At 33.9% G+C, this 21,039-nt stretch carries 27 protein-coding genes (1 of these 27 only partly in view); 18 read left to right on the top strand and 9 right to left on the bottom strand.

The genetic code is table 11. The annotated features are described in order from the left end of the window. The first annotated feature begins 71 nt into the window (after positions 1 to 71). The 5 genes from BHF70_RS07980 to BHF70_RS08000 are packed head-to-tail and all read left to right on the top strand — an operon-like array spanning position 72 to position 3,774. Positions 72 to 842: a ParA family protein gene (locus BHF70_RS07980; RefSeq protein WP_075759731.1), complete on the top strand. Its 771-nt coding sequence runs from the start codon at positions 72 to 74 to the stop codon at positions 840 to 842. Further along, positions 842 to 1,753, top strand: coding sequence for a ParB/RepB/Spo0J family partition protein (locus BHF70_RS07985; RefSeq protein ID WP_075759732.1), 912 nt, complete (start codon positions 842 to 844; stop codon positions 1,751 to 1,753). The genes BHF70_RS07980 and BHF70_RS07985 overlap by 1 nt, the downstream gene beginning before the upstream one ends. A gap of 16 nt (positions 1,754 to 1,769) precedes the next feature. Further along, positions 1,770 to 2,261 carry a DUF4446 family protein gene (locus BHF70_RS07990; protein WP_075759733.1) on the top strand — a complete coding sequence of 164 codons (492 nt, stop codon included), beginning with the start codon at positions 1,770 to 1,772 and terminating at the stop codon, positions 2,259 to 2,261. Positions 2,262 to 2,273: 12 nt separating this feature from the next. Beyond that, positions 2,274 to 3,551 carry a serine--tRNA ligase gene (serS, locus tag BHF70_RS07995; protein ID WP_075759734.1) on the top strand — a complete coding sequence of 426 codons (1,278 nt, stop codon included), beginning with the start codon at positions 2,274 to 2,276 and terminating at the stop codon, positions 3,549 to 3,551. A gap of 13 nt (positions 3,552 to 3,564) precedes the next feature. Continuing rightward, positions 3,565 to 3,774: a response regulator gene (locus tag BHF70_RS08000; protein ID WP_075759735.1), complete on the top strand. Its 210-nt coding sequence runs from the start codon at positions 3,565 to 3,567 to the stop codon at positions 3,772 to 3,774. 176 nt (positions 3,775 to 3,950) lie between these two features. On the opposite strand, the gene BHF70_RS08005 is transcribed toward BHF70_RS08000, so the two are convergent. Both BHF70_RS08005 and BHF70_RS08010 read right to left on the bottom strand, forming a co-directional pair. Then, positions 3,951 to 4,166 carry a hypothetical protein gene (locus BHF70_RS08005; protein WP_075759736.1) on the bottom strand — a complete coding sequence of 72 codons (216 nt, stop codon included), beginning with the start codon at positions 4,164 to 4,166 and terminating at the stop codon, positions 3,951 to 3,953. Between the two features lie 43 nt (positions 4,167 to 4,209). Beyond that, positions 4,210 to 4,560, bottom strand: coding sequence for a cupin domain-containing protein (locus tag BHF70_RS08010; protein ID WP_075759737.1), 351 nt, complete (start codon positions 4,558 to 4,560; stop codon positions 4,210 to 4,212). A gap of 232 nt (positions 4,561 to 4,792) precedes the next feature. Here BHF70_RS08010 and BHF70_RS08015 point away from each other — a divergent pair, with 232 nt between their 5' ends. The 4 genes from BHF70_RS08015 to BHF70_RS08030 all read left to right on the top strand — a co-directional run bounded on the left by BHF70_RS08015 (position 4,793) and on the right by BHF70_RS08030 (position 8,375). Continuing rightward, positions 4,793 to 5,536 carry a DeoR/GlpR family DNA-binding transcription regulator gene (locus BHF70_RS08015; protein ID WP_075759738.1) on the top strand — a complete coding sequence of 248 codons (744 nt, stop codon included), beginning with the start codon at positions 4,793 to 4,795 and terminating at the stop codon, positions 5,534 to 5,536. Beyond that, positions 5,537 to 6,442: a 1-phosphofructokinase gene (gene pfkB, locus BHF70_RS08020; RefSeq protein WP_075759739.1), complete on the top strand. Its 906-nt coding sequence runs from the start codon at positions 5,537 to 5,539 to the stop codon at positions 6,440 to 6,442. A gap of 90 nt (positions 6,443 to 6,532) precedes the next feature. Further along, positions 6,533 to 7,084 carry a 5-formyltetrahydrofolate cyclo-ligase gene (locus tag BHF70_RS08025; RefSeq protein ID WP_075759740.1) on the top strand — a complete coding sequence of 184 codons (552 nt, stop codon included), beginning with the start codon at positions 6,533 to 6,535 and terminating at the stop codon, positions 7,082 to 7,084. Between the two features lie 130 nt (positions 7,085 to 7,214). Further along, complete coding sequence (locus BHF70_RS08030; protein ID WP_075759741.1) at positions 7,215 to 8,375, top strand: hypothetical protein; 1,161 nt, start codon at positions 7,215 to 7,217, stop codon at positions 8,373 to 8,375. Between the two features lie 88 nt (positions 8,376 to 8,463). Here BHF70_RS08030 and BHF70_RS08035 read toward each other — a convergent pair whose 3' ends face one another. After that, complete coding sequence (locus BHF70_RS08035) at positions 8,464 to 9,534, bottom strand: undecaprenyldiphospho-muramoylpentapeptide beta-N-acetylglucosaminyltransferase (RefSeq protein WP_075759742.1); 1,071 nt, start codon at positions 9,532 to 9,534, stop codon at positions 8,464 to 8,466. A gap of 13 nt (positions 9,535 to 9,547) precedes the next feature. Further along, on the bottom strand, positions 9,548 to 9,793 hold the full coding sequence (locus BHF70_RS08040; protein WP_075759743.1) for a TIGR03905 family TSCPD domain-containing protein: 246 nt from the start codon (positions 9,791 to 9,793) through the stop codon (positions 9,548 to 9,550). Between the two features lie 219 nt (positions 9,794 to 10,012). On the opposite strand from BHF70_RS08040, the gene BHF70_RS08045 reads away from it, so the two are divergent. From BHF70_RS08045 to BHF70_RS08065, 5 genes are all read left to right on the top strand, one after another. Further along, on the top strand, positions 10,013 to 10,450 hold the full coding sequence (locus BHF70_RS08045) for a PTS sugar transporter subunit IIA (RefSeq protein WP_075759744.1): 438 nt from the start codon (positions 10,013 to 10,015) through the stop codon (positions 10,448 to 10,450). A 147-nt stretch (positions 10,451 to 10,597) separates the two neighbouring features. Further along, a complete protein-coding gene (locus tag BHF70_RS08050) occupies positions 10,598 to 11,290 on the top strand; it encodes a 5'-methylthioadenosine/adenosylhomocysteine nucleosidase (protein WP_075760563.1) in 693 nt (230 codons plus the stop codon). 84 nt (positions 11,291 to 11,374) lie between these two features. Next, positions 11,375 to 12,064, top strand: coding sequence for a hypothetical protein (locus BHF70_RS08055; RefSeq protein WP_075759745.1), 690 nt, complete (start codon positions 11,375 to 11,377; stop codon positions 12,062 to 12,064). Positions 12,065 to 12,108: 44 nt separating this feature from the next. Further along, positions 12,109 to 12,915 (top strand): delta-lactam-biosynthetic de-N-acetylase, encoded by an 807-nt coding sequence (locus BHF70_RS08060; protein WP_075759746.1) that lies wholly within the window; start codon positions 12,109 to 12,111, stop codon positions 12,913 to 12,915. A gap of 84 nt (positions 12,916 to 12,999) precedes the next feature. After that, on the top strand, positions 13,000 to 13,518 hold the full coding sequence (locus BHF70_RS08065) for a dUTP diphosphatase (protein ID WP_075759747.1): 519 nt from the start codon (positions 13,000 to 13,002) through the stop codon (positions 13,516 to 13,518). Positions 13,519 to 13,876: 358 nt separating this feature from the next. Here the strand turns inward: BHF70_RS08065 and BHF70_RS08070 are convergent, their stop codons facing one another. The 4 genes from BHF70_RS08070 to BHF70_RS08085 all read right to left on the bottom strand — a co-directional run bounded on the left by BHF70_RS08070 (position 13,877) and on the right by BHF70_RS08085 (position 16,182). Next, positions 13,877 to 14,284 (bottom strand): hypothetical protein, encoded by a 408-nt coding sequence (locus BHF70_RS08070; protein ID WP_075759748.1) that lies wholly within the window; start codon positions 14,282 to 14,284, stop codon positions 13,877 to 13,879. Positions 14,285 to 14,538: 254 nt separating this feature from the next. Then, a complete protein-coding gene (locus BHF70_RS08075) occupies positions 14,539 to 15,237 on the bottom strand; it encodes a DUF4367 domain-containing protein (protein ID WP_075759749.1) in 699 nt (232 codons plus the stop codon). Continuing rightward, a complete protein-coding gene (locus BHF70_RS08080) occupies positions 15,230 to 15,781 on the bottom strand; it encodes an RNA polymerase sigma factor (protein WP_075759750.1) in 552 nt (183 codons plus the stop codon). Before BHF70_RS08080 ends, BHF70_RS08075 begins: the two co-directional genes overlap by 8 nt. Before the next feature lie 137 nt (positions 15,782 to 15,918). Further along, a complete protein-coding gene (locus BHF70_RS08085) occupies positions 15,919 to 16,182 on the bottom strand; it encodes a hypothetical protein (RefSeq protein WP_075759751.1) in 264 nt (87 codons plus the stop codon). Positions 16,183 to 16,324: 142 nt separating this feature from the next. Here BHF70_RS08085 and BHF70_RS08090 point away from each other — a divergent pair, with 142 nt between their 5' ends. Beyond that, positions 16,325 to 17,380: a PTS transporter subunit IIC gene (locus tag BHF70_RS08090; RefSeq protein ID WP_083638375.1), complete on the top strand. Its 1,056-nt coding sequence runs from the start codon at positions 16,325 to 16,327 to the stop codon at positions 17,378 to 17,380. Here BHF70_RS08090 and yyaC read toward each other — a convergent pair. Further along, the gene (gene yyaC, locus BHF70_RS08095; RefSeq protein WP_242946351.1) at positions 17,346 to 17,918 is read right to left on the bottom strand and encodes a spore protease YyaC; all 573 of its coding nucleotides are present in this window, start codon (positions 17,916 to 17,918) and stop codon (positions 17,346 to 17,348) included. The two genes, BHF70_RS08090 and yyaC, sit on opposite strands and share 35 nt — an antisense overlap. A 161-nt stretch (positions 17,919 to 18,079) precedes the next feature. Between yyaC and BHF70_RS08100 the strand changes: the two genes are divergently transcribed. From BHF70_RS08100 to BHF70_RS08110, 3 genes are all read left to right on the top strand, one after another. Beyond that, complete coding sequence (locus tag BHF70_RS08100; protein ID WP_075759752.1) at positions 18,080 to 19,237, top strand: LysM peptidoglycan-binding domain-containing protein; 1,158 nt, start codon at positions 18,080 to 18,082, stop codon at positions 19,235 to 19,237. Positions 19,238 to 19,319: 82 nt separating this feature from the next. Further along, positions 19,320 to 20,513: a DUF5711 family protein gene (locus BHF70_RS08105; protein ID WP_075759753.1), complete on the top strand. Its 1,194-nt coding sequence runs from the start codon at positions 19,320 to 19,322 to the stop codon at positions 20,511 to 20,513. Between the two features lie 13 nt (positions 20,514 to 20,526). Then, positions 20,527 to 21,039, top strand: the 5' portion of a protein-coding gene (locus tag BHF70_RS08110) for a CvpA family protein (RefSeq protein ID WP_075759754.1). 6 nt of this gene lie beyond the right edge of the window; 513 of the gene's 519 nt are visible here — the first part of the coding sequence; it begins with the start codon at positions 20,527 to 20,529; its stop codon lies off the right edge, out of view.

Raw genomic sequence — 21,039 nt, forward strand, 5'->3', positions numbered from 1 at the left:
GAATGTTTCACGTGAAACATATAGAAAAGGAAAAAAATTAGTGCTATAATAAATCTCAAAAGGAGAATAACATGGGAAGAATTATTGCAATTGCTAACCAAAAAGGTGGAGTTGGGAAAACAACAACAGCAGTGAATCTTTCGGCATCATTAGCAGAAAGAGGTAAGAAAACGCTAATTATAGATATGGACCCACAAGGAAATACCACCAGTGGATTAGGACTAGACAAAAATGAATTGGAAAAAACTACATATGAAGTCATAACAGATGAATATTCTATTAAAGAATGCATTAGAGAAGAAATATTTGAAAATCTGTCGTTGTTACCTGCAAATAGAAATTTAGCAGGAGCAGAAATTGAGTTAATGACAGTTGATAAAATGCAATATATTTTAAAAGATAATTTGAAAGATGTTAAAGATTCATATGATTTTATTATCATTGATTGTCCACCGGCACTTGGAATGTTAACAGTAAATGCAATGACAGCTGCTAATACAGTTATTGTACCTATACAGTGTGAATTTTATGCTCTAGATGGTTTGACACAGCTGATTTATACAATTGAACTGATTCAAAAAAGCTTGAATCCGCAACTGAAAATTGAAGGAGTAGTATTTACTATGTACGATGCCAGAACAAATTTATCTCTGCAAGTCGTGGAAAATGTTAAGTCCTATTTGAATCAGAAAATCTATAAAACAATCATTCCAAGAAATGTGCGTCTTGCAGAAGCACCAAGTCATGGACTTCCAATTAATTTGTATGATCCACGCTCTGTTGGAGCTGAAAGCTATGGATTTTTAGCAGAAGAAGTAATTGAAAACGGGGGTGCAGAATAATGGCAGCAAAGAAAAAAGGTCTGGGAAGAGGACTTAATACATTGATTCCAAGTGTGCCAATCGAGAATGATAATGTTAAAAAAACAGTAAAACAAAAAGAAGAATCTGAAACTGTTTCGGAAAAAGGGGAGATTCAATTATCAATTAATAAAATTGAACCAAATCCTGATCAGCCTAGAAATCAATTTGATGAAGATAGTCTGCAGGAATTAGCAGATTCAATTAAACAATATGGTGTACTGCAGCCATTACTTGTTAAAAAGAGAGATGATTTCTATGAAATAATTGCAGGAGAACGTCGTTGGAGAGCTGCAAAAATGGCGGGATTAAAAGAAGTTCCGGTAATTATTAGAGACTTTACAGATAATGAGATTGTAGAAATCGCATTAATAGAAAACATTCAAAGAGAAGATTTGAGTCCTATTGAGGAGGCTTTGGCATATAAAAAACTAATGGAAGAGTTTGATTTGAAACAGGACGAAGTTGCAACCAAAGTAAGTAAAAGCAGAGCAGCCATAACTAATTCATTAAGGCTTTTAAAACTTGATAAAAGAGTACAGAATATGTTAGAAGATGAAATGATAAGTACAGGACATGCAAGAGCATTACTTGCTATTCACGATGTAAATCAGCAATATGAAATTGCAATGAAAGTCTTTGATGAAAAACTCAGTGTAAGAGATATTGAAAAGCTGGTAAAAGAATTAAATAAGCCAGAGAAAAAGAAAAAAGAAAATAATAAAGAAAATGAACATAGTTTTTTATATACAAATCTGGAAGAGGCAATGAAACAGGTTTTGGGAAGTAAAGTAAGTATAAAAAATAAAAAGGATAATAAGGGAAAAATAGAAATAGAATACTATTCCCGCGATGAGCTTGAGCGAATTGTGGATATGATAAAATCAATTTAGGAGGAACATAAGAGGAATGATGGACTTTTTACAAGGTGTAGACATGTTGTATATCATCATGGGATTAGGCGGTTTTGTAGTTCTTGAATTTATTCTCATTATTATACTTTTAGCTAAAGTGGGAAAACTGAAAAAGAATTATAAAACATTTTTATCGGGAAATGATGGCAAATCATTGGAAAAAAGCATATTTGAAAAATTTGATCAGCTGGAACTTATGAAAAACGAACAAGAAGAAATTAGGAGAGAAATAAGAAAAGTTGATGAAGAATATGCAAAATCATTTTCTAAAATGGAAGTATATAAGTACAATGCATTTAGGGAAATGGGAGGAGATACAAGTTTTGTTATCGCGTTGTTAGATAAAAATAATAATGGTACTTTAATAAATGGAATGAATAGTCAAAAAGCCACCTATGTTTATGCGAAGGAAGTAGTGAATGGTGAGTCTAAAGTAGCATTATCAAAAGAAGAATCAGAAACATTAAAAAATTGTATGAATCAATAATTGGAGGAAAAAATGTTAGATATTAAATTTTTAAGAGAAAATCCGGATGTGGTAAAGCAGAATATTAAAAATAAATTTCAGGATCATAAGTTACCACTGGTAGATGAAGTAATAGAACTGGATAAAGAAAATAGAGAAATAAAACAGGAAGTACAGGAATTACGTGCAAACCGTAATAAGTTGTCTAAACAGATTGGTGCATTGATGGGACAAGGAAAAAAAGAAGAAGCAGAAGAAGTGAAAAAACAGGTTACTTCACAGGCTGGTCGTATTGAGGAATTATCTGCAAAAGAAAAAGATGTAGAAGAAAAAATCAAAAAGATTATGATGACAATTCCAAATATTATCGATCCATCTGTACCAATTGGAAAAGATGATAGTGAAAATGTAGAAGTAGAGAAATTCGGTGAACCTGTAGTACCTGATTTCGAAATTCCTTATCATACAGAGATCATGGAAAAATTTAACGGAATTGATTTAGACAGTGCAAGAAAAGTTGCAGGAAATGGTTTCTACTATCTTATGGGTGATATTGCAAGATTACATTCTGCAGTTATTTCCTATGCAAGAGATTTTATGATTAACAGAGGATTTACTTATTGTGTACCTCCATTCATGATTCGAAGCAATGTTGTTACAGGAGTTATGAGCTTTGATGAAATGGATGCAATGATGTACAAAATTGAAGGTGAAGACTTATACTTGATTGGTACAAGTGAACATTCAATGATTGGTAAATTTATTGATACAACATTAGAGGAAGAAACACTGCCAAGAACCTTAACAAGTTATTCTCCATGTTTCCGTAAAGAAAAAGGTGCTCATGGAATTGAAGAAAGAGGAGTATACAGAATCCATCAGTTTGAAAAACAGGAAATGATCGTGGTATGTAAACCTGAGGAAAGTAAGGAGTGGTATGAAAAACTGTGGAAAAATACAGTTGATTTATTCCGTTCTCTGGATATTCCTGTTCGTACATTGGAATGCTGTTCAGGAGATTTAGCAGATTTAAAAGTTAAATCAGTAGATGTAGAAGCATGGTCTCCAAGACAGAAAAAATATTTTGAAGTTGGAAGCTGTTCTAATTTAGGTGACGCACAGGCAAGAAGATTACGTATTCGCATAAAAGGTGAAGATGGTAATTACTTTGCTCATACATTAAATAATACAGTAGTGGCACCACCTAGAATGTTAATTGCATTCCTGGAAAATAATCTTCAGGCTGATGGAACAGTTCGTATTCCAGAAGTACTAAGACCATATATGGGTGGAATGGAAGTTATAAAATAAAAGAGGAAAGCATATGGAAAAGGGAAAGATTCTAATAATAGAAGATCATGAACCTATCCGTGCTGAAATATGTAAGTCTCTTGGTAAGTACGGTTATCGTACAATAGAGCTTACAAGGTATGAAACAATAATTGAAGATTGTGTTAAGGAACAGGCAGATTTGATACTATTAGATATCAATCTGCCTGTTTATGATGGTTACTATATATGCAGAAAAATTTGAAAACGATCAGATATTCCGATTATTGGTAAAAGAATCTGATTTAAAAGAAATTGTGGAAAATCCATAAAAATTAATGTAAGAATGTTGATAACATCTAAAGTGATGGTAAACAATATTCAGAAAGAATTATTTTGATTATATAGGATAATAGAAAATGAAAGAATAGAGGATGGGAGTTAATCACTCCCTCCCGGTTTATCATCTGCATTTGGAAGAATTGGCGGTTTATACGGCATAATATCTTCATAAGCTTCATCTTCATAGTCATTTGCCGGTTCAACGCGAATTAGTCCGGTACATTCTGTTGCAGAGCAGACACTGCACATGTCAAAAATATTCTCGTCAATCTGTTCGTTAGTTAGTTCTTTTTGATTTTTAATTTTTTTATCCATAAAAAAATCAGCCTCCTTTATTAAAGTATGGCTGATTTTTATTTTATTTATCCAATAAGATTAAAGCGATTAAAATTAAATCTTCGTCACCGATATTCTCAACACCATGTCCGCATCCATCTGGTGTATAAGTTGTATCACCGGCTTTTACTTCGTATTCATTGCCGTTATCATTGTAGAGGCCTTTACCCTGGAGAAAATGATAAGCTTCGCCTTCTCCGTGATGTTCATGATATCCAAAGGAACATCCTGGAGGAATTACAACCTTTCCAAAAAGGCGGCTACTGTCTTTCATCTCTTCTTTTGTTAGAAAACAAGTTTTGTAAATAGTACCTTTTCCGCCGCGGGCGTTTTCTACAGCTTCCATTACTACATCTTCACTTTTTAAATACATAACACTACCTCCATACCGGTTTATTTAGATAAGTCTAGTATAAATGCTTTGAAAAGAAAAAACAATGGTAGTCTTAAATGACAAGAGCTGTGGATTGGATTAGCTTTCAGGAAGTAAAAGTATGATGAAGGAATAATAAATTCTAATGGTTATTTGTGACTGAAAATGATTGACTTTGATTGAATTGGTGGTATAATGAAAGAATAACAGATAAAAAATCAGAGGTGATCGTATGCTGGCTCAGGAAAGATTTGAGAAAATATTGGAACTGCTGAGAAAAGAACAGTCAGTGTCTGTGTCAGATTTGACGAGACAATTGAATACTTCAGAATCTACCATTCGTAGAGATTTAACAGCATTGGATAAGCAGGGATTGCTGATCAAGGTTCATGGAGGAGCAACGGCTGTTAAAAGCGTATTTGCACTGGAAGAAGCTGTAACTTTAAAATCCAAAAAGAATCTGGATGAAAAAAGGAAGATTGCTCAATATGCAGCCGATCTGGTAAGTTCCAACGATTTTGTTTATATTGACGCCGGAACAACGACAGAATTTATGATTGACTATCTGAAAGAACAGGATGTAACTTATGTAACCAATGGAATCGGACATGCAAGGAAACTGATGAATGCGGGATTTCATGTGATTCTGATTGGAGGAGAGATCAAAGCTGTGACAGAGGCTGTCGTAGGAGATGATGCTTTGGAAAATCTGGAAAAATATAATTTTACCAAAGGATTTTTTGGAACCAATGGAATAGATGGAGATCGTGGTTTAACAACCCCTGATTTGAAAGAAGCATCGGTAAAGAGAAAAGCTTTGAGTCATTGCAGAGAAGTTTACATTTTGGCAGATCACTCCAAATTTCATCAGATATCATCTGTAAAGTTTGGAAATATTGAAGATACAATTATTATTACAGATCAGTTAAAGAATAAAGATTTTTATCACCTGACAACTATTAAGGAGGTATTTTAAATGATTTACACAGTAACATTTAACCCGGCTATTGACTACGTAATTAAAGTTGATGATCTAACACTTGGTATGGTAAATCGTACAACAAGAGAGGATATGTATTGTGGAGGAAAAGGAATTAACGTGTCCAATGTTTTATCTAATCTTGGAATTGATAGTGTAGGACTTGGATTTATTGCAGGATTCACAGGAGATGCTATTGAAGCCGGAGCAAAAGAATTAGGATTTACTCCTGATTTTATCCGTCTCCGTGAAGGTATGACAAGAATTAATGTTAAGATTAAATCCAATGAAGAAAGTGAAATCAACGGATTGGGACCTGTAATTCATGATGATGAGCTGGAAAAGATGTTTGATAAACTGGATCAGCTTAAGGACGGTGATATGCTTGTTCTTGCAGGAAGTATTCCGGCAAGTCTTCCAGAAGATATTTATGAAAGAATTATGAAACGTCTTCAGGAAAAAGATATTCAAATCGTTGTAGATGCAACAAAAGATTTGTTATTAAATGTATTAAAATACCATCCGTTTTTAATTAAACCAAATAATCACGAACTGGGTGAGATGTTTGGGGTAGTATTAAAAAATAATGATGAAATTATTGAGTATGCGAAAAAACTTCAGGAAAAAGGAGCAAGAAATGTACTGGTATCCATGGCAGGAGATGGAGCAATCCTAATTACAGAAGCGGGAGAAGTACATATTTCCCCTTGTCCAAAAGGTGAAGTTAAGAATTCTGTAGGAGCAGGAGATTCCATGGTTGCAGGATTTATAACAGGATATTTAAGAAGTAATGGAGATTATAATGAAGCATTAAAGATGGGAACTGCTGCAGGAAGTGCAAGTGCATTTTCAGAAGATCTTGCTACTGGTGAAAAAATTATGGAATTATATAAACAATTGTAATATTTATCCAAGAGTAATAGAAATGTAATATAAATATGATAGAATGAGCTTGAGTGAACAACCAGGCTCATTTTGTTTTAGGAGAAGATTATGACAAAAAATCAGGCAAGAAAATTAGTTAGTCAGAGAAAAAAAGAATTGTCTATGGAGTATAAAGAAAAGGCAAATCAGTCAATTTTAAGACAGGTTTTGCAATTGACTGAATATAAGAATGCAGAGACGCTTTTTTGCTATGTGAGTATGGAAGATGAAGTTAATACATGGCCAATTCTGGGATTTGCCCTGGAACAGGGAAAACGGGTTGGCGTACCTTTATGCATCAGTAAAGGAGTTATGGAGATAAGACAGATAAATTCATTTGATGATTTGGAAAAAGGGGCTTATGGAATCATGGAACCAAAAAAAACATGTCCTTTAATAGATGCTTCTGATATAGAACTTGGTATTATTCCTTGTGTCTCAGCAGATATGGAGAAAAGAAGACTTGGGCATGGAGCAGGGTTCTATGACCGTTATCTTCAGAATACAGTTTTTCCCAAAGTCCTTCTATGCTGGAAAAAGCTAATGATTTCTCAAATTCCAACGGATGAACATGATATAAAGATGGATCGGATTATTTTTGAAGCAGATGAAATATTTTGAAGCTGAGATTTGTATTAATATAAAAAGAAGAAAGGAACATTTTATATTAAGGTTTCTGAGGATGGAAAAACATCCGATGGTGTCTATGCTGTTTATTATGGTCATTGTTATTTTTTGAGGAGGTAGAATAATGAAAAAAATATTGAAAGTATGTCTGGCTATTATATGTTGCGTTATATTGTTATTTCCTGTTACGTATGTAAGTGCTGCAGAAGATTTTATTGCTCCACAGGATGTTTTTAAGATTGCACAGAAAAAGATTGAAAAGAAAGGCAAAAAAACTGAACCTGAAGAATGGAACAGACCAGAAATCAAATCATATCGTTTTGATTCTGCTATTGATGCGTTAAAATATATGTTAACTGGAGGAATGAAATATTATAATGAGAATTTTTTTAAAGAAAATAATAAAATAAAAGTAACTGTTGTGGAAAGTGGTACTTTATTTTTATCAGTTTCTTATGAAAATCAGGGCAGAACAGCTTTGTATAATAAGGATATGAAGTTCATGGGGAATATCCCTGAAGATACGGGAACATATATAGAAGTTGATGCAAAAGCCGGAGATGTTTTCTATGTAGAGATGCCTTCTCATACTAAAGAAGCCTTTGTAATGACATATACTTTGAAAAATGATTTTTATACATTAACAGATGATAGTATTCATCTGCAAAAGGGAAAAGGAACACCGACTTATCATACATTTACATTAAAGAAACGTTCTGTTGCATATATGAAACTGTCACCTGTTACAGAGAATGGAGGGACTGTAGTATCTTATATTCAAAGAAGAATAAAAGGAAAATGGGTGCCAATTGGAAAGACTTATTATACAACGGCTGAGGACATTACAATCTGCACATATGGATTGAAAGCAGGCACTTACCGACTGATATTAAAGGCAGGAACCAATCAGGCGTGTACAGTTGAATATATCAATGAACCTCACAAAAAAAGTGTAACCTATAGTAAATCAAAAGCAGTTAATATCAGATCAAGGGAGACCAAAGAGAATGTTTATACAACCGGAGAAAAAGCATCCCGATGGTATAAAATAAAAGTAACATCTGCTAAAAAGAGAAGAGCTATTGTATTAAATGGTGATGCAGATAATGGAAAGTTTAAATTTACTATTTACCGTTATGGAAGAAAAAAACCGGTAAAAACCAAAACACTGACAGGCGACAGTACATATTCATATAAGCTGCCAAAAACAAAGGCAACATATTATGTCAAAGTCTCAAAAGTTGGGAAAAGAACCAATGGATATTACTATGTGAAGTTTAAATAGAATATAAGAATGATACAACATAAAAAAGGGCGTGTTGCAGAAGCTGATATTTAATCAGCATCTCTCACGTCCTTTCTTTGTACAGATATTACCTTTTTGAAGCCAGTTTATTTGCAAGATTTACAATGGTCTCAATTGGATTAGCCAGTTCACTCTGGTTCATAGCATCAATGTAACTCTGGCGGTTGGCATATACTGTGTTAACAGCATTTAGCAATGTTTCGCTGGTCACATCTTTTTCCTGAAGTACATAGCTGTATCCTTGTTTTTCGAAAGATTCAGCATTGAGAATCTGATCACCACGGCTGGCTTCCAGTCCAAGTGGAATCAGAATATTTGGTTTTCTTAAAGAAAGAAGTTCACAAATAGCATTAGCTCCAGCCCGGGATACAACAATATCTGCGCAGGCAAAATAATGTTTTAATTCCTTCTTGACATATTCAAATTGTTTATAGCCTTGTGTGTCAGCTAATGTCTGATCCAGATTACCACGACCACATAGGTGGATAATCTGGTATTTTTCCAGGAGCTGATCCAGATTATCACGGATGGCACGATTTATTGCCACAGAGCCAAGGCTTCCACCAATAACAAGAAGAACTGGTTTATTTTGTGAAAAGTTACAGAGTTTTAAACCTTCTTCCTTTTTTCCCTGGAATAATTCCTCGCGAATTGGAGATCCGGTAAGTACAGCTTTGCCTTCCGGAAGATGTTCTACAGTTTCAGGAAAATTACAGCAGATTTTGCTGGCACTTGGAATACTAAGCTTATTGGCAAGACCAGGAGTCATATCAGATTCATGAATGATAACCGGTATTTTTCTTTTTTTGGCTGCCATTACAACAGGAACAGTTACAAAGCCGCCTTTTGAAAAGATTACATCTGGTTTTAATCTGGATAAGAGTTTTCCTGCTTCAAAATATCCTTTAATAACACGAAATGGATCGGTAAAGTTTTTTAAATCAAAATATCTGCGGAGTTTTCCTGAGGAAATTCCATAATAAGGGATTCCAATATCTTCTATCAATTTTTTTTCCATACCATTGTAAGAACCAATATAGGAAATTTCATACCCTTCATCAATTAATTTTGGGACAAGAGCCATATTTGGGGTAACATGGCCGGCAGTACCTCCACCTGTTAATACAATACGTTTCATAACGCCTCCTGATTTACTGATTTTGTTTATATGCCTTTAATGCCAGTGATAACTGGTCAGGGCAGGATGTACCACGGAAACCACATTGGATACCGGATAATTTGTCAATGACTTCATCTACTGGCCGTCCTTTGGCTAAAGCTGCCACGCCGGTGGTATTTCCCTGACATCCGCCATGAAATTTAAGATCAGTAATAATACCTTCTGCTATTTCAAATTCAATGGCACTGGAACAGGTTCCTTTTGTTTTATATATCATGATGTATACCTCCTGTTTTTATATAATATGTTAATAATAAGAATATAATAATTTTAGTCTTTCTGGATATTATATCATAGTCCATGAAAAAAGAAAAATTTGTCACGATGAAAATTGACAAATCTATAAATTCTTTTACTAGCCTGTTAATTTTTTGTATGCTACCATTATTATATAAATAGAAAACTGGTATTACAAAGAAGTGTGAGGTATAGGTATATGGGTAACGTATTTGATGAGAATAGCATTTTATTAAATGAATCTTTTGATAATAAGATTACAGCTATTAAAAAAGCAGGACAGATGTTATTAGATCGTGGATGTGTAGATCCGGAGTATATTGATGCAATGATTGAGAGAGATGAAAAAGTCTCTGTTTATATTGGAAATGGAGTGGCAATTCCTCATGGTGTTGCAGGTTCAGAAAAATTTATTAAAGCATCAGGTGTATCTTTTATTCAGGTTCCAGAAGGTGTTGATTTTGGAGAAGGAAAGAAAGCCTATATTGTAATTGGAATTGCGGGTGTCAATGATGAACATTTGGATATCCTTGCAAAATTGGCGATTACATGTTCTGATCTGGATAAAGTTGAACAGCTTCGCACAGCAGATTCTAAGAAAAAGGTACTTGATATTTTATCAGATGTAGATGTATAAGGAATTTAAAAACATTTTATTTTAAAATTGAAATGTTCTGTATAAATATATACAGAGCATTTTTTTGTTGTTACATATATTGACATGTGAAAAGAAAATAGGCAATATAAACATAGAAAATGAATAGTTTAGGAGGAAATATAAATGATTATTGGAATCATTGGTGCAATGGAAGAAGAGGTCAGTTTACTGATTGATGAAATGGAAGACAAGGAATCTTCATTTCAGGCAGGAATGACTTTTTATAAAGGTATTTTAAAGAAAAAAGAAGTGGTTGTTGTACAAAGTGGTATTGGAAAAGTTAATATGGCAATTTGTACACAGATTTTAATTGATAAATTTCAGGTGACTCATTTGATTAATACGGGTGTAGCAGGAGGTTTGTTCAAAGATATTGAAGTAGGAGATATTGTGATTTCCAGTGATGCTATTCAGCATGATATGGATGCTACAGCTTTTGGATATGAATTGGGAATGATTCCAAGGATGGAAGTTTCTATATTTGAAGCAGATCAGCAGCTGGTTGAGCTTGCACAGGAAACATGCAGGGAGGTAAATCCGGAAATTCAGTGTTTTGTTGGAAGAGTTGTAAGTGGAGACCAGTTTATTTCTGATAATGAAAAGAAACATCAGTTGATTGAATGTTTTGATGGATATTGTGCTGAAATGGAAGGCGCAGCTATGGCTCAGGCCGCTTATTTAAATAAAATTCCGTTTATTATTTTACGTGCTATCTCCGATAAGGCCGATCAGGAAGCAACAGGAAGCTACGAAGAATTTGAAAAAGCAGCAATTAAACATATTGTTCGTCTGGTTCTTGGTATTTTGGACAAAGAGTAGTCTAACTTTGCAGGATGATTTTTCTTAATTTTCTATAAGCATGCTTTTATAATAATAATCAAAGAAATAAAAGGAGACAGGCGTATGGGAATTTTAAGGGAAACATATTTTGTACAGGGATTATGTGTGTTGGCAGCAGTTGGTCTTTTGACAAAACTGCTGGTATGGAAAAGTTACCGGAAACTTCTTTTGGCTTCTGACCATATGGAACAACCTTCAAGAAACTGGATTGGTGTACTAAAGAAAAAGTTTGAAAATTATTATCAGCTGGATGCAAATGTACATAATATTGCATGTATTGTGGATAAGTATTTTGAAAATCATAAGATACTGGGGATAAATGCATCCTTCTGGGAGCAGATTCCTGGTTTCTGCAGTATTTTATGTGTTCTGCTGGGATGTATAGGATCTGTAAGGGGAATTGTTGCTGGAGCAGATCCTTTTTTGTGGATACAAAGTCTGATGATAAGTATTTCGGCGGGTATAGGCATTTTCATGTTAGATTACCTGTTTCGTCTTGATCATACAAAACAGTTGATTCGTGCAAATCTGATACATTTTCTGGAAAATGTTATGCCTAATCGGGTTGATAAAACAATAGCAAAAAACCAGAAAAATAAAAAAGAGCAGCTAAGGCAGAAGGCTGTAATCCAAGAGGAAAAAGAAAAGACGGAGCAAATAGTTGATCATTGGGAGCAGATTGCCAGTGCAAAGGAATTTCATCTGACACAGGAAGATTTGCAGACATTAAAAGATTTTATAAATGACTTATAAACCCCGGAATGTTTCATACAATAGTAAAAAAGGATTTATGTGTTATGAAACATGAAATTTTAGTATTGATTGTCATGATAATACTTTCAATCAGTGGCTGTAGCCGACAAAAAAACAGCGAAATCCGAAAGAGTCAGGAGACTTTGGCGCAGGGACAAGATGAGAAAGAGAGCTGGTGGATAAAAAGAAACCAGGATCATGCAATTCCTCAGGCATCAGATAAAGTTGATTTATCAAGATATGATGCCTACTATGTAGATCCAAAGGCGGGGAAGAAAAAATGTATGTATTTAACCTTTGATTGTGGATATGAAAATGGATTTACACCGAAAATTCTTGATGTTTTAAAAAAGGAAAAAGTACCAGCTGGTTTTTTTGTAACGAAGGCATTTATTCGTGAAAATCCGGATTTGGTGAAACGAATGAAAAAGGAAGGACATGTGGTGGGAAATCACACAGTTCACCACAAGAGTATGCCTTCTTTAAGCGACAGGGATATAAAGCAGGAGATTAATGATTGTTCAGAATTTTGTAAAGAGGCTACTGGATATGAAATGGATAGATTTTTTCGACCGCCAATGGGAGAATATAGTGAACGCACATTGAAAGTAGTTAAGGAGATGGGATATAAAACCATTTTCTGGAGTATAGCTTATTTGGATTATGATGTAAATAATCAGCCGGGAGAAGAATATGTGATTAATCATTTTAAACAAAATTATCATAATGGTGCTATTCCGCTGATCCATAATGTTTCTAAATCCAATGCAAATGCTTTAAGCAGAGTGATTTGTACTCTTAGAAAAAAAGGATATCAATTTCTTTCTTTGAAAAAATTGCCGGACTATTGAAAGGGAATTTGTTGTTTGATAAAATATATGTAACATTTTAGAGTTTAGAAGGAAAAGATTTATAAAGAGATTATAGGAGACACCATGAAGAAAATTGCACAATTTCACAAAGTAAGTTATGCACAGTTTGAAGAAAGCTGGAAGGATAGTTTTCCAGAAACTTCATTAGAGGATATCAGAAAGATTTATGATGATATCCAATTGCCAAAGAGAGCAACCAGGGGATCAGCAGGATATGATTTCTTCAGTCCGGTAGATTTTACCCTCGAACCAGGAGAAACCATAAAAATTCCTACAGGAATCCGGGTTTTTATTGAGGAAGACTGGGTATTGAATATTTTTCCAAGAAGTGGCTTAGGATTTAAATTCCGTCTTCAGATGAATAATACTGTTGGAATTATTGATAGTGATTATTTCTATTCTGATAATGAGGGTCATATTTTTGTGAAGCTGACAAATGATACCAATGAAGGGAAGACCGTATCTGTGGAAAAAGGAACAGGAATGGTGCAGGGAATCTTTATGCAGTATGGAATCACTTTAGATGATGAAGTGACAGAAATACGCAACGGTGGATTTGGCAGTACAACTGTTAAAAAGTAAATTAATAGAAAATAGGCCGGAGTCGTGCGAGGACTCCGGCTTTTTTTGAGAGAGGGATGTGACTCTTCAAAGAGATATAAAAATAAGTAATAATGCATCGCCTCCCTGCCTGTAAATTTGAGTGGTTAGGTGAGAAACTTTGCTTTACATTTTTGCTTGATTATTTGTTACTAATATATATTGTCAAATCCCTCTCACTTTATAAACTAATTTTTGTGACAAAAGGGGAACTAAAATTCAAAAAAATTTAAAATATTTTTATCACGCCAAAAAGGCAGACATTTGTCTGCCACCCGAAGGATTAGATTTTGACGAGTAAGGATTTTTAAAACAATGTTTTTTAGTTAATTTTTAATAATTATTTATAGCTACGTTTAAAAATAAAGGTATCACTGTTAATCTTAGCACCGCCTTTGGATTTATAAATGGTTGCTTTACTGTAAACACGATAGGTGTAGCCTTTGGTAACGTAGTAGTCACGACTGTACAAATTTACACCGGTATCACCATAAGTGCCACTGGTTAAAGTGTGCCATGATCCTCCGGAATAACGTTGTAATTTCATGTTAATGGTAGAGTAATAAGTTCCTTTGCTTGGAATAACCGTGGTATAAAAATTAGCTTTGCCAAGTGTACCAAAGGATAAACCAATAGTTACATCTTGGAAGCCTGCCCAGCTATCAGCAGCAGAAACAGGAGTAATACTAGATAAAAAGAGTAGTGTGCAGACAGAGCATAAAACTAATATTTTACGAATTTTTTTCATATATACACCTTTCTATCCTTACTAATATTTCAATATTTTTTTGATAGAAAGAATGAAAAAAATATAAAATTTTTTAGTTAAAAAGATGTCCTTTTATTTGATTAATAAAGATACTTGGAAAAATAGATTTTTCAAATATCAAATCTGATTTTTAGATGATAAAATGAGATGAAAATAGTTTTTAAATAAAAAAGAAAGATCTTCTTTAAAAAAGAAGATCTTTCTTTGTAAAAGTTTTTTTGATTTTTTGCCATTTAATTATTTAGTTTAATACCTTCTGCGATTTTAATCATTTCTGATTGTGATTCTTCTGAAATAATGGAAAAGATGGTTTTATTTTTATAAAAAATTAAAGAATTTTGAGATCCATCTAGAAAGAAGAATTCTTTTTTGTTATGATATATTTTCTCATAATCAGAAGAAGTTTGCTTAATATAATTATCATAAATTGTATTAATTTGTATTTTTATGATCAAATATTTTTTTTCTTTTGATACAAATGTATAAATGATTTGTTCATTTCCATTAGAAAAGTGTATTTTAGAACACCTATAATCTGTAGGAATATATTCAAATTTATAAGGATTTTTTTTGGAATTTGAAATATGAACAGTTGTTTTGTTGTTTTCATTATTTTTCTTAAATATAAAATTCAGCACAGGCTCTCGAAAAGCTTTTACATTCATAGCTGTTATAGATGTAATGCCTAAAACAATAATTGCAATAGCTGCAACTTTTTTTGCAAATTGCATGTGTTCTTTATGTACTTCCTTTTTATAGGCTTTTTTGAACATTTTATCCATGCGCTGGTTGAATTCATCAGATAGTTCCAGTTCAGGAATTTGATCGAATTCTTCAATTTCATCATCTATGTACTGTTTTCCGCCGTATTCGATAATATGATCGAGAAGTTTATCCTGATCTTCAATTTTTTTGTTAATATTTTTACTCATAGAAATCCTCTTTTCGAAACATTGTTCGCAGCTCCTTTTTAGCGAGAGCAATTCTTTTCTTTATTGTGCGTTCAGAAACATCAAATGCAGCTGCAATTTCTTTATATTTAAATCCATAAACGTAATGGAGAAGTATTGCATCCCGTAAAGGAGGCTTCAGTGCAGACAGCTTCTCTTTAATAGATTCCAGACTGATAAAATGTATGTATGCATCCTCAGGGTCTTCCAGATAGTAAGATTCATTGCCGTCTTCATAATCAAGAGAAAGATGATAGTGTTTCTGTTCTTCTTTTTCGATTGTTATCATTACATTACGAAGTATAGCCAGAAGAAAATAAAGTATCTGTTCCTCTGGAACTTTTGATATGGCTGCCGGATATTTCATTACTTTTTCAAAAACAATCTGAACTGCATCTTCAGCATTATTTTTCTGAGAAGTGTATTTGAAAGCAGCATTATATAATTTATTAGAATACTGACAATAGTATTCAGCAATGATTTGCGAATAATATCTTCCGTCAGGATGTAGGTTCAGTAATTCCATATTAAGATATCTCCAAAACATATATAATAATTATAGTATAATTACCGGGTTTGGAAAAGCTGAAATTATGATTTTAGTATACTTAAATAGAAGAAAACTGTAAATAATTTCACAAAAAATGTTTTGTAAATCCAATATTATTCTTCTATAACCTGAATTTCCAGATAATCAAAATCAATAGATTCCATAAAACTGTCTTGTGTAAAACGGGTTTTGCTGTGACGAATAAAATCCTGCTTGTTTGTTTCAAGCCATAAAGGTTTTTGCAGGTCAAACTGGTAACAGATTTCCTCTAGAGCCTGATATACCTTTCTGGTACGATTTAAATCATTATCAATACATATAACAGTATCCATCAGCATATGGTGATTGCTGAATAATTTTCCCCACATTCGAAACATGACATTTCCTGCTTTCTTTAATTTTTATCTTATATTATTACAAACACTTACTTCTGAGATTTTAGTATAGATTTATTTTTGTTTCTTGTAAAGAATAATCGGTGTGATATACTTAAAAAAAGAAAATAAAGGAGAAAAATACATGAAGCTTTTGAGAAGAATCTTTATAGATGGTTTATCAGGTATGGCACTTGGTCTTTTCTCTACATTGATCATAGGAACCATTTTAGAGCAGATAGGAAGTTTTGTTGGTGGAGATATAGGGAATACCGTTGTCGCTATTGCAGCAGTTGCAAAGGCACTGACAGGTGCAGGAATTGGAGTAGGAGTTGCAAGCAGATTTAAAGAAACTCCATTAGTATGTGCTTCGGCTGCAACTGCAGGTATGATTGGCGCATTTGCATCAAAATTAATGAGTGGGTCTGTGGTGATCAAAAGTGGTGTTTTGCTTTCAGGACCGGGAGAACCATTAGGTGCATTTGTGGCAGCTTATATGGGAATTGAATTGGGCCGGCTTCTGGTTGGAAGGACAAAGCTGGATATTATTTTGACACCTATGATAACAATTTTGGCTGGTGGGTTTGCAGGACTTATGATTGGTCCATACATATCAGATTTTATGAAACAGATTGGAGAGATGATTCAGTGGGGAACACAGCAACAGCCATTTCTTATGGGAATTATCGTTTCTGTTTTAATGGGAGTTTGTCTGACACTTCCAATCAGTTCAGCAGCTCTGGGAGTTATCCTTAATCTATCAGGAATTGCAGCGGGAGCGGCTACAGTGGGCTGTTGTTCCCAAATGATAGGATTTGCAGTGGCAAGTTTTCGTGAAAATAAAGTAGGAGGGCTTCTGGCGCAGGGAATTGGAACATCAATGCTTCAAATGCCAAATATTATAAGAAAGCCTTGGATATGGATACCTCCTATTTTAACAAGTGCAATTCTTGGACCTGTTTCAACAGTAATCTTAAAAATGACAAATAATGCTATTGGTTCTGGAATGGGAACTGCAGGACTGGTTGGTCCTATTATGGCATATAAGACTATGCTTGCGGAAGGGACATCTGCAGGAGCGGCTGCAGCTATGATTCTGATTATGCATATCATTGCTCCGGCGTTTCTTACTTATTTTATTTCGGAAGCAATGCGTCGTGCAGGAATCATAAAATCCGGCGATATGAAGTTGGATATATAAGAGGAAAAGACGTTTCTATCGCAGAAGAAATAAAAGAAGCCAGTTTGACCACTGTGTGAAGTCTGGTATTTTGTATTTTTTCTTCATTGAAATCAGAAAAAGTATTTACAATTCCTGTAATAGAGATGTTTCCAATAGGAGGAAGCTTTTTTGACACTCCCTGACCAGGAAGAAGAGGCATGTTGGAAAGTGTGATATAACCAATATGTTCAGTACACCCAAGGCAGGCATCTATGGCGATAATGAACGGATCGGTATGCAGCTGATAAATATGCCGGATAGTTTCTGTGAGATTTTGGGCATGGACAGGATGTGATAGACAGCCATAAACAGAAAAATAGGAAGTGTTATGTTGAAGATATTGTCCTACAAGAGGACCAAGGCAGTCGCCGGTTGCACGATCTGTACCAATACAGACGATAACCAGCGGCTGATTTTTTTTTCGCTGGGTGAGGATTTTTCGTTTTAAATCTTTCTGAAAATTTTTGAAGGCTTTATGATCGCTTGGATAATAATATGAAACTTTACTGGTAAACAAAATAATTTCCTCCTGCTCTGGTCTGCTTTGCCTTCCTAGTTTATACAAAAGAATAAAAAGTATGTAGAAAAAAAGAGAGTTTCTTTCGACGAGGTTTGATAAAAAAAGTAAAAACAATATGATAAAGTCTCTTTATCAATAGAAGAAAGGGAGGCTTTTTTGTGAAGACAGAGCAGCAGTTACCAAAAAATATCCGGCAGATCGGCAGTCCGGTGGGACATACAAAAGTTTACATTGAAGATTACGTCATTACTTTTTTGAATAGTATTGCAATTGACAAAAATACATTTGTGCGTGGAGCAATTTTGTTTGGAGAAAAAAAGTCTATAGGAAGTGACACGGTGATTTTTGTTCGCGGGGCCATTGAAGGACAGAATCTGGAACTGGATTTGGATGAAACTGTGTTTGATGATAATGTCTGGAGAGAAATTTATCAGCAAAAGGACAGATTCTTCCCTGAGCTGGAAGTAATGGGGTGGGTTTTATCCAGAATGGGATTTTCGGTACGATTAAATGATAAAATCAAAAAAACTCATTTTGAAAATTTCCCAGGGGAAGGAAAAATCCTTTATATGATGGATTATCTGGAACAGGAAGATGCATTTTATGTTTTTCGAGGACAAGACCTGGTACGTCAGAATGGATACTATATATATTATGAAAAGAATCCTATGATGCAGGAATATCTGATAGAGCGAAATCAAAGAATTAAAGAAGCTCAATCTTATGAAAATATGCTTGAAGCAAAAAGAGATGAAAAGGTAATCCGTCAGTTTCGAGAGAAGATTTCTCAAAAGACCAAATCAAGTCAGCGCAAAGGTCTGATTCGAAAAATGTCATCTGCAGCAGCTATGGCACTTATTATATTTATGGGTGGAACCATGTATTATTATGTACAAAATGATACGACAGTAAATTTTAAAGATATTGTCCGTGGGGCAGTTAATACAATGGGAAAGGGAGTTAAAGAACAGGTAGATTCAACAGATAAAGAAATGCCATCTACACTGGATACTGAGTCAGAAGAAAAAGAAACATCAGATTCTTCTACCATACAGAGGGCAACGACCACAACGGAATATAATTCTGAAACGACCACAACGGAAAGTCCGAAAAACAGCACTGAGAATACGGTTACCCAGTCTGCCGGTGCATATCAAAGATACATTGTTCGAAAAGGAGATACTCTGGTTTCTATTAGTAAAAGAATATATGGAACGCAGACAATGGTTAAAAAAATAAAGGAAGCCAATGGATTGAGTAATGAAAATCAGATTTATCCAGGACAGAAATTGCTTGTTCCTAAAAGCATAAACTAGAAGAGGGATTGTCACCACCTTTGGAAATGTTGTATAATACCCATATTCAGATGCTAAGTTAATGTAGATTGGAAGGGGTTCTATGGAACAAAAGACGAAAGCAGGTTTTTCTCTTTATATTAATAGTAATGAAAATTTTCAAAAGGCAGCTATTATTCAGGATAAGAAGAAAAAATATCGAAAGGTGCTTCTTATAACATTGGCGGTTGTTTGCGTACTGAGTTTTTTTGCTTATCGATATCGGACTTATCACAGTATGAAGGTTGTAAAGTCTATAACAAAAGATTTATCTGAGTCAGTGAAATCTTTTGCGTATAAGAGTGGAACCATTAGTTATAGTGAAGATGGTGTATCATTTTTAGATGGAAATGGGCAGACCAAGTGGAATCAGACTTTTTCTTTGAAAAATCCTATTGCTTCGTATTGTAAAGAATATATTGTTATTGCTTCAAAAAATGGAAATGAGGTTGTTTTACTGGATGCAGATGGACATATAAAACAATTCAGTGTATCATATCCAATCATAGATGTTGAAGTGGCAAGCCAGGGAGTTATTGCATTGATTCTTCAAGGAGAAAATGCAAATTATATTGAGCTATATGAATCAGCACAGAAAAAATTAGTAAGGATAAAAACAACCGGAGATCAGAATGGATATCCGATGGATATAGATTTATCTAGTGATGGAGAGAATCTTGCAGTAAGTTATCTGGTAGTAGATGGAATCAAAACAAAAAGCAGGATTGCTTTTTATAATTTTGGAGAAGATGGTCAGGAAAAAGAAGATCAGCTGATTGCTGGATTTGATGAATCTGATACAATTATACCTAAAATTAATTTTATGGGAGATTCAAGGCTGTGTGCAGTAGGTGATGGGAAACTTATCATTTTTAAGGCTGGCAAATCACCATCAAAACAGAAGGAAGTTAAAATAGAAAAATCCGTGAAGAGTGTTTCTGTCAATGATAAATATATTGCGATGATTATTGAAAATCAGAAAAAGAATGATGAAGAAAAGTTTGAGGCTAAAATATATAATAAATCGGGAAGAGAGATTATGTCCAAAGGCTTTTCATCAGAATATAATAAAGTAGTGCTTGGAAAAAAAGAATTAATGGTAACAGGAAATTATCATTGTTCCATTTTTAATTTTGCCGGACATGAGATGTTTGATAAGGATTTTAAAAAAAGAATTTTGGATATATCACCAACTGGAAAAACACGTAAGTATTTAGTGGCTTATGAAAATAAGACGGAGTTAATTTGCTTACGATAAGGAGTGAAGTACTATGGGAGAAATTATTTTAATTATTTTTGGGGTGTATTTATTATTTCAGATTGTTGTTGGTTACCGAAGAGGCTTTTTAAAATCATTGTTAATGCTGGTTGCATGGATTTTAACTTTTGCTATAGCTTTTTACGGGGCTGATGAGGTGAAGCCGTTTGTGATTAAATATTTTCCGCAGATTCAAGGGAACATATTATCAGATCACATAACTTATGTTATTGCATTTATTATTACAACTATTATAGTAAGACTTATATTTTCTGTGATTTTACATTTTCTGAACAAGGTAAATGATCTTCCGGGAATTGGATTTGTGAATAAGGCAGCAGGAGGTCTTTTAGGTTTTACAAAAGGAGTATTGGTTATTGCTTTTCTTTTATTTTTTGTTTCTATGATGCCTTTGGTAGGAATGACAGATACATATAATCAGATTATGTCTAGTGACGAAAAAGTAGCATATATGATTCAAAATAATCCTTTTGAGGAAATACTTAATTATTCGAAATTGAATAAT

Source organism: Anaerostipes sp. 494a, assembly GCF_001940315.1.
Classification (GTDB): Bacteria; Bacillota; Clostridia; order Lachnospirales; family Lachnospiraceae; genus Anaerostipes; species Anaerostipes faecalis.

What these genes read in the sequence shown, in the direction of transcription:
- BHF70_RS08055 (WP_075759745.1), top strand. Translation starts at nt 11,375, where the DNA reads ATGGGAATTTTAAGGGAAACATATTTTGTACAGGGATTATGTGTGTTG.
- BHF70_RS08080 (WP_075759750.1), bottom strand. Translation starts at nt 15,781, where the DNA reads ATGGAATTACTGAACCTACATCCTGACGGAAGATATTATTCGCAAATC.
- BHF70_RS08025 (WP_075759740.1), top strand. Translation starts at nt 6,533, where the DNA reads ATGACAAAAAATCAGGCAAGAAAATTAGTTAGTCAGAGAAAAAAAGAA.
- BHF70_RS08045 (WP_075759744.1), top strand. Translation starts at nt 10,013, where the DNA reads ATGGGTAACGTATTTGATGAGAATAGCATTTTATTAAATGAATCTTTT.
- BHF70_RS08065 (WP_075759747.1), top strand. Translation starts at nt 13,000, where the DNA reads ATGAAGAAAATTGCACAATTTCACAAAGTAAGTTATGCACAGTTTGAA.
- BHF70_RS08000 (WP_075759735.1), top strand. Translation starts at nt 3,565, where the DNA reads ATGGAAAAGGGAAAGATTCTAATAATAGAAGATCATGAACCTATCCGT.
- BHF70_RS08075 (WP_075759749.1), bottom strand. Translation starts at nt 15,237, where the DNA reads ATGAGTAAAAATATTAACAAAAAAATTGAAGATCAGGATAAACTTCTC.
- BHF70_RS08035 (WP_075759742.1), bottom strand. Translation starts at nt 9,534, where the DNA reads ATGAAACGTATTGTATTAACAGGTGGAGGTACTGCCGGCCATGTTACC.
- BHF70_RS08015 (WP_075759738.1), top strand. Translation starts at nt 4,793, where the DNA reads ATGCTGGCTCAGGAAAGATTTGAGAAAATATTGGAACTGCTGAGAAAA.
- BHF70_RS07980 (WP_075759731.1), top strand. Translation starts at nt 72, where the DNA reads ATGGGAAGAATTATTGCAATTGCTAACCAAAAAGGTGGAGTTGGGAAA.
- BHF70_RS08060 (WP_075759746.1), top strand. Translation starts at nt 12,109, where the DNA reads ATGAAACATGAAATTTTAGTATTGATTGTCATGATAATACTTTCAATC.
- serS (WP_075759734.1), top strand. Translation starts at nt 2,274, where the DNA reads ATGTTAGATATTAAATTTTTAAGAGAAAATCCGGATGTGGTAAAGCAG.
- pfkB (WP_075759739.1), top strand. Translation starts at nt 5,537, where the DNA reads ATGATTTACACAGTAACATTTAACCCGGCTATTGACTACGTAATTAAA.
- BHF70_RS08030 (WP_075759741.1), top strand. Translation starts at nt 7,215, where the DNA reads ATGAAAAAAATATTGAAAGTATGTCTGGCTATTATATGTTGCGTTATA.
- BHF70_RS08105 (WP_075759753.1), top strand. Translation starts at nt 19,320, where the DNA reads ATGGAACAAAAGACGAAAGCAGGTTTTTCTCTTTATATTAATAGTAAT.
- BHF70_RS08010 (WP_075759737.1), bottom strand. Translation starts at nt 4,560, where the DNA reads ATGTATTTAAAAAGTGAAGATGTAGTAATGGAAGCTGTAGAAAACGCC.
- BHF70_RS08005 (WP_075759736.1), bottom strand. Translation starts at nt 4,166, where the DNA reads ATGGATAAAAAAATTAAAAATCAAAAAGAACTAACTAACGAACAGATT.
- BHF70_RS08090 (WP_083638375.1), top strand. Translation starts at nt 16,325, where the DNA reads ATGAAGCTTTTGAGAAGAATCTTTATAGATGGTTTATCAGGTATGGCA.
- BHF70_RS07990 (WP_075759733.1), top strand. Translation starts at nt 1,770, where the DNA reads ATGATGGACTTTTTACAAGGTGTAGACATGTTGTATATCATCATGGGA.
- BHF70_RS08070 (WP_075759748.1), bottom strand. Translation starts at nt 14,284, where the DNA reads ATGAAAAAAATTCGTAAAATATTAGTTTTATGCTCTGTCTGCACACTA.
- BHF70_RS08040 (WP_075759743.1), bottom strand. Translation starts at nt 9,793, where the DNA reads ATGATATATAAAACAAAAGGAACCTGTTCCAGTGCCATTGAATTTGAA.
- BHF70_RS07985 (WP_075759732.1), top strand. Translation starts at nt 842, where the DNA reads ATGGCAGCAAAGAAAAAAGGTCTGGGAAGAGGACTTAATACATTGATT.
- BHF70_RS08085 (WP_075759751.1), bottom strand. Translation starts at nt 16,182, where the DNA reads ATGTTTCGAATGTGGGGAAAATTATTCAGCAATCACCATATGCTGATG.